The organism is Serratia liquefaciens ATCC 27592, assembly GCF_000422085.1.
In the GTDB taxonomy this organism is placed as follows: domain Bacteria; phylum Pseudomonadota; class Gammaproteobacteria; order Enterobacterales; family Enterobacteriaceae; genus Serratia; species Serratia liquefaciens.
In genome coordinates, this window is record NC_021741.1 from 2,903,015 (window position 1) to 2,917,251 (window position 14,237).

Genomic DNA, 14,237 nt, shown 5'->3' on the forward strand with positions numbered 1-14,237 from the left:
TTGCATGTTCAACCCGCGCTTTATTGGCCCAACCGGCTGCCTGCTCGCCGGCAGTTTGCTGCTCGTCGGCTGCTTTGACCCTGTTGACCCCAAAGAAAGCACCGGCGACGAACGGCGCATTCGACTGGCGATGCTTCAGCCCCCACGCTCTGGGCTCACGCCGTTGAGCGATGACGCGTTTAAACTTTCGCGCTGGAGCACGGCCGAAACGCTGGTGGTGCTGAACGCCGACGGCGACGCTGAACCGGCGCTGGCAACCGAATGGCAACAGCTGGATCAACACCGCTGGCGCTTCGTACTACGATCGGGAGTCAATTTCCATGATGGTAGCGCGATGACCCCGGACAGCGTGGTGCGTTCGCTTTCAGCGGCGATGAACGCGGCCCCCAAACCGCGCATTCTTGACGGCGTCGAATTGGCTATCGTCCCAGAAGGTGATAATGCTGTCGTGATCACAACCGCCGTGCCCGATCCGCTCCTCCCGCAGCGGTTGTCCAGCCCACAATTGGCGATCCTCGCCGAACGGGCCTATGGCGCCAACGGGGTGGTTAATCCCTTGCAGGCCGGAACCGGCGCCTTTGTGCTAACAGAGATCAACGGCACCAGTAGCGCGCGTTTAAACCGCTTCGACGGCTATTGGGGCGAGAAAGCGGCCGCCCCAGGAATCGACGTCAACTTTGTCCCGGATAGCGCCGCCCGTGCTGCCGCCCTGCGCACCGGCAGCGCCGATTTGGTAGAGGCGCTGCCAGTCTCGCAGTTACCGTTAATTACGGCAGAATTGATCCACGAAGTACCCATGCCACGCACCAATACGCTGTATCTGAACACCCGGGTCGGTGCTTTCCGCGATCCGGCCATTCGCGCCGCCGCCGCTGCGGCGATCAAACGTCGCCCGTTGGTGGACAACGTTTACGAAGGCCGCGCCGATATTGCCTCCGGGCTGCTGGGGCCCGCGCTGCCTTGGGCCGCGCCGTTGCGCCAGCCGCAACCGACTCTGCCGCCAACCACGGTTGAAGGCAAAACCATCACCCTGGCCACCTTCAGCGATCGCGCCGAGCTACCCGAAGTGGCGGTGTATCTGGCGCAGCAACTCAGCGCCGCCGGTTTTGTGGTAAAGCAGGAAGTGCGGGAATATGCGCACATTGAAGCCGACGCGCTGGCGGGTAAATTCGACGCCTTTATCTTGTCGCGAGCCACGGTGCTGGACTCTGGCGATCCACTGGCCTACATGTACAGTGACTTCGCCTGCCGAGGTTCCTTCAATATTGCTCAACTGTGCGATCCGCAGGTGGACGAAGCATTGACTCAGGCCGCAGCCATTCCTGCCGGGCCACAACGACGCCAGGCCATCATCGCGGCAGAAAGCCGCATTATGGCAACCCATGCGGCGATACCCTTGCTACATGAACGCGTGATCCAGGGGGAAGCTGCCGTAATGAGGAGCGCAGAGCGCGATCCGCGTGAACGCCTGCTGGTGACGCCTCGCAGCTTCATCGCCCCAGAGCAACCTTGATGGAAAAAGCACTACGACTATTGCCACTCGCCTCACGCCTGTTCTCGCTGCTGGGGATGATCGTATTGATTGGCCTGATGCCTTGGCTGTCCGGGCGCGATCCTGCGCTCAGCTTGCTGCGGGCGCGTTCGGGTGAACAAGAGGCTACCCCGGAAGCCCTGAATGCCATTCGTCAGCAATATGGTCTGGACGACGGGCCCTTGCTGCTGCTTGGCCGCTGGTTTCACGGCGTGCTGCGGGGTGATGCCGGCAACTCGTGGATTTCCGGTCGCCCGGTGCTGGAAGGCATGTTGCAGGCCACAGGGGTTTCTCTGACGCTGATGGGCTACGCGCTTGCCGTCGCAGTAGTGGTGGCGATACTGCTGGCGCTGCCAACCCTGTGGCGCGGCCTGCATGGCGAGAACTACCGTCCCGCAGGCGTGTTGGCGGTGTCCCTGACTGCACTGCCCGAATTTTTGCTGGCGGCGCTGCTGTTGATCGTTGGCGCTGTCTGGCTGCAGTGGTTTCCTCCCTACGGCTGGCAAAGCCTGCAACATGCCATTCTGCCGGCACTGGCTCTGGGCTTACCGGCCAGCGGCCTGCTGGCGCTGTTGCTCAATGACGGCCTGGCCGCAACCTTCTCCGAACGCTGGTTGCTGACCTGGAACCTTGCCGGTATCGCCCGGCGGCATTGCCTGTTGGCCGTTCTGCGCCGCACGCTGCCTGCACTGCTGCCGCAGATCGGTTTAGTGCTGATTGGACTGACCGGCGGCGCGATCGCCGTCGAGAAAGTGTTCGCCATACCGGGACTGGGCCGGGCAACATTGGGGGCCGCCATCGCTCAGGATCTGCCCGCCTTGCAATGCGGGATCCTGATCCTGTTGCTGCTGGCCTTCGGCACCGGTTTCCTGATGCAGGGAGCCCATTACCTGTTGCTGGGCCGAATAGCCGCCGTATTACCCAATTCAACGCCACCACAGCACAGCAGCCGGGCGAGTTATATTTTCGCCGCCGTCGCGGCGCTGTTGCTGTGCCTGTTAGTGCTGAGCGGGATCATCCGCGATCCCTTTTCGTCACTGCATATCCGTCTGCAGCCACCCAGCCTGGATCTGCCCTTTGGTGCAGACGCCACCGGCCGGGACATTCTGGCACGTGTCGCCTACGGTGCACTGAATACCAGCCTGTTGGCGCTGGCAGTCAGCTTCGCTTCGCTGTTCTTGGGGATAGTGTTCGGGTTGATGCCTCGCCTGATGTGCGGGGTTATTGAGTTGGCCAACGCCACACCACCGATAGTCGCAGGGCTGTTGGTCACCGCTGTCACCGGGCCTTCCCCCTTCGGTGGTGCCTACGCGGTAATGCTGGTCAGTTGGGCGCCGCTGTCCGCTCATTGCGCTTCGCTGTTGGCTGAAGCCCGCACTCAGCCCTATATCCGCATGTTGCCAGTGTTGGGGATCGGCCGCTGGCGTACCCTGACGCACTACCTTTTGCCGGCGCTGTGGGTTCCCCTGCTGCGCCACGCCATGCTGCGCCTGCCGGGTATTGCGCTGGCGCTGGCGGCGCTGGGTTTTCTTGGCCTGGGGCCACAGCCACCCAGCGCGGAATGGGGGCTGGTATTGGCCGAGGGCATGCCCTATATCGAACGGGCACCGTGGGGCGTTTTGGCGCCAGCGGTAGCGCTGGTGCTGTTGGCAGTGCTGGCTGTCACGCTGGCAAATACCGCCGGTAATCGCCGACGCTGACGGCGCATCCTGATCCGGTTTGTAGTAACATTATTTGTATCTCTACCAGCCGGGAGTCCCCCATGCACCATCTGATGTTAGACATAGAAACGCTGGACATAAAACCGAGCGCAGTGATCCTGGTGGTGGCCGCCGTGTTTTTCGATCCCCAAACCGGCCAGCTCGGTGCCGAATTTGAAAATGCCGTCAGCAGCCAAAAAGATCAGCCAGGCAGAACCATCAGCCTGGATACCGTCTCCTGGTGGGCCAAGCAGTCGGATGAAGCACGCAAGCTGGCGTTTGGCGGCACGGAGAGCCTCAAGCGCACGCTGACCAATTTGAGTCGCTTTATCCATATGAACAGCACTGACCAGGTTAAAGTCTGGGGCAATGGCAAGGAGTTCGACTGCACTATCCTCGAGCATGCCTTTCAGCAACTGGACATGCCCTGCCCGTGGAAGTTTTGGGACACACAGGACGTGCGTACGGTGATCACTCTGGCCGAATTGCTGGGCTTTAATCCGAAAAAAGAACGGGCATTCGAAGGCACACCGCATCGTGCGCTGGACGACGCCAAACATCAGGCCCGCTACGTGGCGGATACCATCTCCGCACTTTACTATCGCAAAGCCGCGTCGCTATGATTCCAGCAAGTTAGGCATGCCGAAGGTCGGCCGACGTTTTGCCCCTTTCCATTTATCGCCAGAGTCTCTACTCTAGCCCTCTTTGTCACTCGGATGTGCTGTTTTTGTTATGCAAAAATTTCTGTTTCTGCTCCTTAGCCTGGTGCTGCTCGGCCCGCTGGGTATCGATCTTTATCTGCCGACTATCCCGGCCATCGCTCTTGGCCTTAACAGCAGTGAAGCGCTGATTCAGTCCACCATTTCACTGTTCATTTTGGTGCTGGGTCTTGGGCAGATTATCGCCGGGCCGCTGGTGGACAACTACGGCCGCAAACCCGTAGCGCTGGCCGGTATCGTCATCTACATGATTGGTGCCGCCATGGCCGCGCTGGCCACCACACCGACGGTGTTCGTCGCTTCACGTTTGCTGCAGGGCGTAGCGGTCTGCTGTACCGCCGTTGTGGCATTTAGCGGCGTGCGCGATCGGATGAACGGCGACGACGCGGCTCGCGCCTTCGGCTTCCTCAACGGCACGCTTAACATTATTCCCGCACTGGCCCCGCTGCTGGGTGGGTTACTGGCGGAAGCCTTTGGCTGGCGCGCACCTTTCTGGTTCCTGGTGTGTTATGCCCTGGCCGTGCTGGTGTTGATCGCTCTGCGCCTGCCGGAAACCCGCCCGGCAGACACGGTGCGTGTTAAAGGTTTACCGGTACGCCAATATGCTCGCATCCTCAAAGATCGCCGTTTTCTGTCCTTCGCCGTGGTCAACTCCGGCGCGATGGGTATGGCATTGACCTACGTCTCGCTGGCACCCAACGTGCTGATGGGCACCGCCGGCCTCACGCCATTGCAATTCTCTCTGGTGTTTGGTGCCAACGGTTTTTGGATCATGCTGGTGAGTTTCTTCGCCAACCGCATCATTCACAAGGTGGGACGCCCGGTGTGCCTGGCAACCGGGGGAATTCTGATGGGTATCGGGTGCGTAGGCCTGCTGCTCGGGGTTACCTGGCTTTCCGGCTCGGCGCAAACTCATTGGCTGGCCTATATGCTGCCCGTCGCCAGCGCCTGCGCGGGCTTAGCCTTCGTGATGGGCCCGGCGACCAGTTATGCGCTCGAGCCCTACTCCAACGAGGCCGGTGTCGCTTCTGCACTGGTAGGTTTTGTGCAGATGGCCGGCGGCGCAGGCCTGGGTCTGTTGGCGATGGCGCTGCCGTTGCAGCCCAAGCTGTCGCTGGCGCTGGTGATGCTGGTAGGTTGCCTGCTGGCGCTGCACGCACGGCAGCGCAGCAAGCAAATCAAGGGGCAACTGAAGAAAATTGCCTGAGGCTCAGGCCTCGGTAACGATAGGCACTCTGGCGGCCAACGCCGTCAGCAATTCATAGCCCAGCGTGCCTGCCGCAGCAGCGACATCGTCAACCGGCAGGCGCCGCCCCCATAACTCCACTTCAGCACCAATATTGGCATGCGGGCAAGGCGTCAGATCGACCGCCAGCATGTCCATCGACACCGTACCCAGCGTTCGCGTCAGCACGCCATCCACCCAGACCGGCGTGCCCGTTTGCGCATGGCGCGGGTAGCCGTCTGCATAGCCGCAGGCTACCACCCCGATGCGTTGTGCACCTTCGGCGCGATAACGCCAGCCATAGCCAACCTGATCGTTCTGTTTTAGCGTTTGAACACCAATAATTTCGCTGCTCAAGGTCATCGTAGGCTGCAGCCCGCTGTCAGCAATATCCTGCGATTGGCCGCTCGGCGAAGCGCCATAGAGAACTATGCCCGGCCGCACCCAACTGCAATGGGTTTCCGGATGCCACAAGGTGGCGGCAGAGTTGGCCAGACAGCGCGGCGCATTAATGCCCGCCGCCGCTGTCTTAATGGTCGCCATCTGCGCTTCGACGCCCTGTGGACCATCGGCGGTGGCGAAATGGCTCATTAGCGTCAGGCTGGCAATATTGCTTATCTGCTGAGCTTTCAGCCAAACGGCGTGCAACCGCTCAGGGGCAAAGCCCAGACGGTTCATGCCGCTGTTCACTTTCAGGTAAACATCCAGCGGTGCCGATAGTTTGGCTTCGGCTATCGCCGCCAGTTGCCAATCGCTGTGCACCGACGTCGTTAAACGGTAGCGATCCAGCAGGGCCAAATCCTGCGCTTTGAAAAAACCTTCCAACAGCAAGATCGGCCCTTGCCAACCTGACTCGCGCAGCATAATCGCTTCGGCGAGATCCAACAGGGCAAAACCATCCGTTTGCGCCATGCTACGCCAAACATGTTTAATGCCATGACCATAAGCATTGGCCTTGACCACTGACCAGACTTTGGCACTTGGAGCACAACGACGGACCACTTGCAGGTTATTTTCAAAGGCGCCAAGGTGCAGCGTGGCGGTAATCGGGCGAGGCATGGGAACTCCTACGGGCCTGCGAATGCGGTCACGAACCTACGTCCGCGACCGCAACATTGTCTAATTAAGGTTTTTAACGCGCGTGATGCACATCATTCAAGGGCGCAGTGTAAGCGCTGCGAAATCCGGCGCTGTAGCGCGCTACCGCCAGGTCATCTGACGGAATAGCCGGCGTGATGCCGGAAATCAGATCGGAAAGCAGCTGGCCAGAACCACAGGCCATTGTCCACCCCAGCGTGCCATGCCCGGTATTCAGGAACAGGTTTTTCAGCGAAGTCTTACCGACAATCGGCGTACCGTCCGGCGTCATCGGACGCAAACCGGTCCAGAAAGTAGCTTCCTCCACCCGCCCACCGTTAGGGTAAAGATCGCGTACCACCATCTCTAGCGTCTCGCGGCGTTTTTGTTCGAGCTGGGTATTAAAACCGACAATTTCCGCCATGCCACCGACGCGAATACGCTGGTCGAAACGGGTGATGGCGATTTTGTAAGTTTCATCCAAAACGGTCGAGAATGGTGCCGCGGCCTCATCCGTAATGGGAATGGTCAGTGAGTAGCCTTTCAACGGATACACAGGGATCGAGACCAGATCGCGCAGCAGCGCGGTGGAATACGAACCAAAGGCCACCACGTAGCTGTCGGCCTTGAAGATCTCCCCGCCACATTGCACGCCGCTGATTTTATCCCCTTCCACCAGCAGGCGATCGACGCTGCGGTTATACAGGAAAGTCACGCCCGCTTGCTGGGCCAGCTTGGCCAACTGCTGGGTGAAGAGTTGGCAATCGCCGGTTTCATCGTTTGGCAGTTGCAGACCGCCGGTCAGCTTATGCGCCACCTGCGCCAGCGCAGGTTCGACGGTGGCCAGTTGACTAGCTTCCAACAGTTTGTAAGGCACGCCGGCGTCTTCCAGCACCGCGATGTCCTTGGCGGCGCTTTCAAACTGTTGCTGGGTGCGAAACAGCTGCAGCGTGCCGCCCTGACGGCCTTCGTACTGAATGCCGGTTTCCTGGCGCAACGCTTTGATGCAATCGCGGCTGTATTCCGCCAACCGCACCATGCGACCTTTGTTGGTCATGTAGTGTTCGGTGTTGCAGTTTTTCAGCATCTGCCACATCCAGCTCAGCTGGAAACGGCTGCCGTCCAAACGAACCGCCAGCGGCGCATGGCGCTGGAACATCCATTTGATTGCCTTCAACGGTACGCCAGGCGCAGCCCACGGCGCCGCATAGCCCGGTGAGATTTGCCCGGCGTTTGCCGCGCTGGTTTCCATGGCCGGACCAGGCTGACGATCGATTACCGTCACCTCATGCCCCGCCTTCGCCAAATACCAGGCACTGGCAACGCCCACCACCCCACTACCTAAAATTACCACTCGCATCGCTGACTCCAGCTCAAGGCTTCACAAAGCATAATCTTCTGCTCACAGGAAATTAACTCAGTGGAAAAATCCGTCCAACATCTTCATCATCAAACGTGACAACATTCACAATTAATTTATCGTTCATGGCCGGTTCTTTTGCAATAGCTACCTATAAATAGCGATAAGATGTTGTCAAAGGCAGATTTAAGAGCGAAACGGCCCCTATTATGCTGTCATTGACAGCATTGAGAGCACTAAGAAAAGCTACGACGCGCAACAAGGTTTTAACAGAACATAAAAATGAAACAGGCCCACTGAAACAGAATAATAAACCACTAAAAAGCCATTTCATCGAGATAACATTTCATACGCATCCGCAGCCGCTTCAGCAGAAAAAACTCGCCCTAAAATGCCCCAGTCGCTTCCTGAGGCGGGAAGGCGACGTCAGATCGTTGAATTTTTAAGCTTTATATCATTATTACCTCTGCCCAGATTGAGCTACGATTGATCTAGGGTCTGCCGTTCGAGCAAGGTCCGTAATAACGAGGGTGCGCTGATGACTACTTCAACACATGAAAAGGTCAAGGAAGATAAACGTCTGAGCGATGGACCGGACTGGACGTTCGAGCTGCTGCAGGTGTATCTGGAGCACATCGATCGCGTAGCCAAACATTACAAGCTCGATACCTACCCGCATCAGATCGAGGTGATTACCTCAGAACAGATGATGGACGCCTATTCGAGCGTCGGCATGCCGATTAACTATACCCATTGGTCATTCGGTAAAAAATTCATTGAGACCGAGCAGCGCTACAAACATGGGCAGCAGGGGCTGGCCTATGAAATCGTCATCAACTCCAACCCTTGCATCGCCTACCTGATGGAAGAAAATACCATCACCATGCAAGCGCTGGTCATGGCGCACGCCTGCTACGGCCACAACTCGTTTTTCAAAAATAATTACCTGTTCCGCAGTTGGACCGACGCCAGTTCGATCGTCGATTATCTGTTGTTCGCCCGCCACTACATCAGTCAGTGCGAAGAACGCTACGGCGTTGAAGAAGTGGAGAAGCTGCTCGATTCCTGCCACGCGCTGATGAACTACGGCGTGGACCGCTATAAACGTCCGCAGAAGATCTCCCTGGTCGAAGAAAAAGCCCGCCAGAAGAGCCGCGAAGAGTACCTGCAGAGTCAGGTCAATACGCTGTGGAAGACCCTGCCGCGGGTAGAACGCGAAGAGGCGCCTGAACAAGCGCGTCGCTATCCAAGCGAGCCGCAGGAGAACATCCTCTACTTTATGGAGAAAAATGCGCCGCTGCTGGAACCCTGGCAGCGTGAGGTGCTGCGCATCGTGCGCAAAGTGAGCCAGTATTTTTATCCGCAAAAACAAACGCAGGTGATGAACGAAGGCTGGGCGACATTCTGGCACTACACCATCCTCAACCATCTTTACGATGAAGGCCGGGTGACCGAACGCTTTATGCTGGAGTTTTTGCACAGCCACACCAACGTGGTGTACCAGCCGCCTTACAATAGTCCTTATTACAACGGGATTAACCCTTACGCGCTGGGCTTTGCCATGTTCCAGGACATCAAGCGCATCTGTCAGTCGCCGACCGAAGAAGATCGCTACTGGTTCCCGGACATTGCCGGTAAAGACTGGCTGGAAACGCTGCACTTCGCCATGCGTGATTTTAAGGACGAAAGTTTTATCAGCCAGTTCCTGTCCCCGAAAATCATGCGTGACTTCCGGCTGTTCACCGTGCTCGATGATGATCGCAATAACTACCTGGAGATTGCGGCGATCCATAATGAGGCGGGCTATCGGGCGATCCGTCAGGAGCTGTCGGCGCAATATAACCTGAGCGACCACGAGCCGAACATTCAGATCTGGAATGTGGATTTGCGCGGCGATCGCTCATTGACGTTGCGTTATATTCCACAAGACCGGGCGCCGCTGGACAAAAGTCGGCGTGAGGTGATGAAACACCTGCACCGCCTGTGGGGCTTCGACATTATTCTGGAACAGCTCAACGAGGATGGCAGCGTCGAGCTGCTGGAACGTTGTCCGCCGCGGCCGACTCCGCTGTAGGATTAGTGATCATGACAAAGGGGCGCCACTGGCGCCCCTTTTGCGTAATGCGAGATGTGAAACTAACGGCGGGCTTCGGTCAGATCGCTCGGCATGGTGCCTTGCATGCTCTGCCAGATGGCCCCGCTGTCTTTACCGTAGTTACGCACGCAATCCATCACCTGATCGTACGACTTCTCATGGCACAGCGTCGACAGCTTGCTGTAGAAAGTCAGCGCCAGCTTGCGGGACTCCGGATTTGAGAAATAGTAACGACCGACACGGGTGTACAGGCCTTTGAGGCCGTTGAAGATCAGACCGTAAATCGGGTTGCCGGAAGCGAATGCGAGACCGCGGAAAATTTCGTAGTCTAACAGGTTGAAAGCGTCCGCCTGATCTTCCACTTGAGTCGCTTTCGCCAAGACTTCCTGAGCAGCCTCAGGATGATTACGCACCGCTGCGCGAATAAAGATCGCGGCAATATTGGTACGAACCGACAGCAAGTTGTCGATCAACTGTGGAACACTTTTGTGATCGAGGCGTGCCACCGTCTCAAGAATATTGAGGCCGGATGTTTCCCAGAAATTATTTACTTTGGTCGGTTTGCCATGCTGAATGGTCAGCCAGCCATCACGGGCCAGGCGTTGTAAAACTTCGCGTAACGTGGTGCGCGTAACACCAATCAATTCTGAAAGCTCACGCTCCGCGGGCAAAATAGAGCCAGGAGGGAAGCGATTATTCCAGATACTCTCGATAATGTATTCTTCCGCGAAACCGGCAGGACTCTGCGCCTTTATGACCATGTGTTTGACGTTCCGTAGCGACGATAATCAGTAATAGTAGTCGGCTGATCATACCAGATCGCCTTGGCATGACATAGCGTGAGCGAAAAACATTAAACGAAAGTGTGCATAAAGTGGCAAAAAACGTGCAAAAACACCGCGTCAGAGAAATTTCACGTCGTAAAGCAAGCCCGTATTGCTTCTGCCCCTGCGGCATTGTTAGGGTAATATGTGACAACTTATTTTCAGGACGTGTAACGCATAATGGAAACGACTTTACGCAGTGCCCTGGTGAAAAACTTCCTCGGGCAATCACCTGACTGGTACAAACTGGCCATCCTCATCTTCTTGTTGGTCAATCCGCTGGTTTTCTTCCTGGTCGATCCCTTCATCGCGGGTTGGCTACTGGTCATCGAATTTATCTTCACGCTGGCGATGGCGCTGAAGTGCTATCCCCTGCTGCCGGGCGGCCTGCTGGCCATTGAGGCGGTATTGATCGGCATGACCAGCCCCGATCGGGTGGGCGAAGAGATTGCCCATAATCTGGAAGTCCTGCTGTTGCTGATCTTTATGGTGGCCGGCATCTACTTTATGAAGCAGCTACTGCTGTTCGTCTTCACCAAGCTGCTGCTCAATATTCGCTCTAAAATACTGCTGTCTTTAGCCTTCTGTTTTGCGGCAGCATTTTTGTCCGCCTTCCTCGATGCGCTGACGGTGGTTGCGGTAGTCATCAGCGTCGCAACCGGTTTTTATTCGATTTACCACAACGTGGTGTCGAACCCTTCCGGCGGCGCTGCCGACGTCAACGACGACAGCAACCTGGTAAGCGACGATAACAAACAGACGCTGGAGCAGTTCCGCGCCTTTTTGCGCAGTCTGCTGATGCATGCTGGTGTCGGTACCGCGCTGGGCGGTGTGATGACCATGGTGGGCGAACCGCAGAACCTGATTATCGCCAAAAGCGCCGACTGGGGCTTTGTCGACTTCTTCCTGCGCATGGCGCCCGTCACTTTACCGGTATTGATCTGTGGTCTGCTGGTCTGCCTGCTGCTTGAGCGCTTCGGCGTCTTCGGCTACGGAGCAAAACTCCCGGAGCGGGTGCGCGAAGTGCTGACAGAGTTTGACCGCCAGGCGACTGCCGGGCGCAGTAAGCAAGAGCAGGTCAAATTAGTGGTTCAGGCACTTATCGGCGTTTGGCTGATTGTCGCCCTGGCCTTCCATCTGGCGGAGGTTGGCCTGATTGGCCTGTCGGTGATTATCCTCGCCACTTCCCTGTGTGGCGTAACCGATGAGCACGCCATCGGCAAAGCCTTCCAGGAGGCCTTGCCCTTCACCGCCCTGCTGACGGTATTTTTCACCGTGGTGGCGGTGATCATTGAGCAACACCTGTTTACCCCGGTAATTCAATTCGTTTTGCAGGCGGAACCCTCTTCCCAACTTTCGTTGTTTTATCTGTTCAATGGCTTGCTGTCTTCAGTATCCGACAATGTGTTCGTCGGTACGGTTTACATTAATGAAGCGCGCGCCGCATTTGAAAATGGCGCCATTTCCCTGAAGCAGTTTGAAATGTTAGCGGTCGCCATTAATACCGGGACCAATTTGCCGTCGGTCGCCACGCCGAATGGCCAGGCCGCCTTCCTGTTCTTGCTGACCTCCGCACTGGCCCCCCTGGTACGTTTATCCTATGGGCGAATGGTATGGATGGCATTGCCTTATACTGTGGTATTAACCCTGGTTGGTCTGTTGTGCGTACAGTTCACCCTGGCGCCCGTGACCGACCTGCTGACCCAGTGGCATTGGCTGACGCTGCCGTCGCTCGAAGCCGCTGCACACTAACCCTGTAAACCCGCCCCGCTGTCAGCGACTATTTTTGTGCTGAATCCGGCTCAGGTGGCTGGCAGCGGGGTTGAATTGGTTTACACTGCCAGTTCAATTGCTTACTGCATGGAAGAATAAATATATGTTGCAATTCTTTAACCGCTGCTCACAGGGGCGCGGTGCTTGGCTGTTGATGGCCCTGACTGCGCTGGCGCTGGAATTAGTCGCACTCTACTTTCAGCATGTAATGCTGCTGCAACCCTGTGTCATGTGCATTTACGAACGTTGCGCGCTGTTTGGTATTCTCGGTGCCTCGCTGCTGGGTGCCATTGCGCCGAAAACGCCGCTGCGTTATGCCGCTATTCTGCTGTGGATTTACAGTGCCTGGGAAGGCCTGCAGCTGGCGTGGAAACACACCATGATCCAACTGCACCCTTCGCCGTTTAATACCTGCGATTTCTTCGTCAGCTTCCCGTCCTGGCTGCCGCTGGACAAATGGCTGCCTGCGGTGTTCCACGCATCAGGCGACTGTTCGGTACGCCAATGGGAATTTTTGACGCTGGAAATGCCGCAGTGGCTGGTTGGCATCTTTGCAGCTTATTTGTTGATTGCTATCGTTGTGCTGCTGGCACAATTTGTCCGCCCACGCCGCCGCGATCTGTTTGGCCGCTGAGCATGACAGCATGAAAAACGGCGCCTCAGGGCGCCGTTTTTCATCGAGTGACTGATGATCTTCAGAGGTAATGCGAGATTAGGTATGTGTAAGGTAATAAACGAGCACTATTAGTGCTCCAGCTATGGCAAACAGGCGTATCATTTTCATTATTTTACTCTCGAAACTTAGCGTGAGAGCGCTCAAACTACCTAACATCAGGTTTAAAAAGAAGCATCTGGGCAGGATTTGACGCGTAATTTACATAACATTAAGTTAGAAGAGTAAAATGTCTTATCTACGAAAGCCTCGCTTCACTTTTTCGGTCTTACCTCACAAAAATACTGGCGCAACGATTTTCCTCGCCACTCACTTCATACAAAAAAATTCATCATAGCGATGCATTATTGCATCGATATTTTGATGAAGTTTTATCAGAGAATCCCTATAATATCCGCAAGTTAATATTTAACGATTTCCCTGGTGTTGTTGTGTGTCTTGCCCCTCATCTTTGCAGGGGCTTTTTTCCTTATCTCGCCCAGCTCGGTTTGTTCAAGATGTGATCCTGCCAGTCCACCACTTCACTTTCCCGCACCGCAATATGTCGTACCGTAATACGCTCACCGTGCATCGCAGCTTTAGAACCGCTGACCAGCGGGTGCCACGCAAACAGCGGCTTGCCTTCACCAATCAAACGGTATGCGCAGGTCGGCGGCAGCCAATCGAAGGTGGTGAGGTTTTCACGCGTCAGTTTGATGCAGTCCTCTTCCAGCTCAAAGCGGCGCTCATAGTTGCGGCACTGGCACGACTTAATATTCAGCTGGTTACAGGCTACGTTGGTGAAATAAATCTCGTCGGTATCTTCGTCGATCAGCTTATTCAGACAGCATTGCCCACAACCGTCGCACAGCGATTCCCACTCTTGTTCTGACATTTCCGCCAGCGTTTTTTGTTGCCAAAAAGGGGTTTGTGACATGTTCGCGTCCGGTATAGGTAAATGAATAGATAACCTGCAAGCAGGTTTTGAGGGTGCACTATATAGATATCCCAGCCAAATGGAAAGGCTGAAAACACAATATAATCATAGCGATAACAATATGTTCGCTTAAAAAAAACGCTATTTAAAACAACGGCATTCAACATTTTCGGCCAGTATTATCAGGCCGTTACCCTTGATGCTGAAAGGGATAAAACACACCAGGCATATCGTCTAATTATACGTACAAAACTCAGGTCTATCATCCTTTCGTTTCCCCCTCATCCATATCCCTGTTCATCATTATTCACGGGTAAGATTCATCTCATAAAGCACATTTTGCC

At 56.0% G+C, this 14,237-nt stretch carries 11 protein-coding genes; 7 read left to right on the top strand and 4 right to left on the bottom strand.

All coding sequences use genetic code 11. The annotated features are described in order from the left end of the window. The first annotated feature begins 4 nt into the window (after nt 1-4). The 4 genes from M495_RS13525 to M495_RS13540 all read left to right on the top strand — a co-directional run bounded on the left by M495_RS13525 (nt 5) and on the right by M495_RS13540 (nt 5,157). Nucleotides 5-1,513, top strand: coding sequence for an ABC transporter substrate-binding protein (locus M495_RS13525; RefSeq protein WP_020827227.1), 1,509 nt, complete (start codon nt 5-7; stop codon nt 1,511-1,513). Next, nucleotides 1,513-3,231 (top strand): ABC transporter permease subunit, encoded by a 1,719-nt coding sequence (locus M495_RS13530; RefSeq protein ID WP_020827228.1) that lies wholly within the window; start codon nt 1,513-1,515, stop codon nt 3,229-3,231. Before M495_RS13525 ends, M495_RS13530 begins: the two co-directional genes overlap by 1 nt. Nucleotides 3,232-3,293: 62 nt before the next feature. Further along, nucleotides 3,294-3,854: a 3'-5' exonuclease gene (locus M495_RS13535; RefSeq protein ID WP_020827229.1), complete on the top strand. Its 561-nt coding sequence runs from the start codon at nt 3,294-3,296 to the stop codon at nt 3,852-3,854. Between the two features lie 109 nt (nt 3,855-3,963). Continuing rightward, nucleotides 3,964-5,157 carry a multidrug effflux MFS transporter gene (locus M495_RS13540; protein WP_020827230.1) on the top strand — a complete coding sequence of 398 codons (1,194 nt, stop codon included), beginning with the start codon at nt 3,964-3,966 and terminating at the stop codon, nt 5,155-5,157. A 3-nt stretch (nt 5,158-5,160) separates the two neighbouring features. Here M495_RS13540 and dadX read toward each other — a convergent pair whose 3' ends face one another. Then, nucleotides 5,161-6,234: a catabolic alanine racemase DadX gene (gene dadX / locus M495_RS13545; protein WP_020827231.1), complete on the bottom strand. Its 1,074-nt coding sequence runs from the start codon at nt 6,232-6,234 to the stop codon at nt 5,161-5,163. A 73-nt stretch (nt 6,235-6,307) separates the two neighbouring features. After that, a complete protein-coding gene (locus M495_RS13550) occupies nt 6,308-7,612 on the bottom strand; it encodes a D-amino acid dehydrogenase (RefSeq protein ID WP_020827232.1) in 1,305 nt (434 codons plus the stop codon). 538 nt (nt 7,613-8,150) lie between these two features. Here M495_RS13550 and M495_RS13555 point away from each other — a divergent pair. Further along, nucleotides 8,151-9,686, top strand: coding sequence for a SpoVR family protein (locus M495_RS13555; RefSeq protein ID WP_020827233.1), 1,536 nt, complete (start codon nt 8,151-8,153; stop codon nt 9,684-9,686). Between the two features lie 62 nt (nt 9,687-9,748). Here the strand turns inward: M495_RS13555 and fadR are convergent, their stop codons facing one another. Next, nucleotides 9,749-10,468, bottom strand: a complete 720-nt coding sequence (gene fadR / locus M495_RS13560) for a fatty acid metabolism transcriptional regulator FadR (RefSeq protein ID WP_020827234.1) — start codon at nt 10,466-10,468, stop codon at nt 9,749-9,751. 243 nt (nt 10,469-10,711) lie between these two features. On the opposite strand from fadR, the gene nhaB reads away from it, so the two are divergent. Together nhaB and dsbB are read left to right on the top strand one after the other, a co-directional pair. Further along, nucleotides 10,712-12,283 carry a sodium/proton antiporter NhaB gene (nhaB, locus tag M495_RS13565; RefSeq protein WP_020827235.1) on the top strand — a complete coding sequence of 524 codons (1,572 nt, stop codon included), beginning with the start codon at nt 10,712-10,714 and terminating at the stop codon, nt 12,281-12,283. Between the two features lie 124 nt (nt 12,284-12,407). Beyond that, nucleotides 12,408-12,938: a disulfide bond formation protein DsbB gene (gene dsbB, locus M495_RS13570; protein ID WP_020827236.1), complete on the top strand. Its 531-nt coding sequence runs from the start codon at nt 12,408-12,410 to the stop codon at nt 12,936-12,938. Nucleotides 12,939-13,446: 508 nt separating this feature from the next. Here dsbB and M495_RS13575 read toward each other — a convergent pair. Further along, nucleotides 13,447-13,893 (bottom strand): YcgN family cysteine cluster protein, encoded by a 447-nt coding sequence (locus tag M495_RS13575; RefSeq protein ID WP_020827237.1) that lies wholly within the window; start codon nt 13,891-13,893, stop codon nt 13,447-13,449. Nucleotides 13,894-14,237 lie beyond the last annotated feature (344 nt).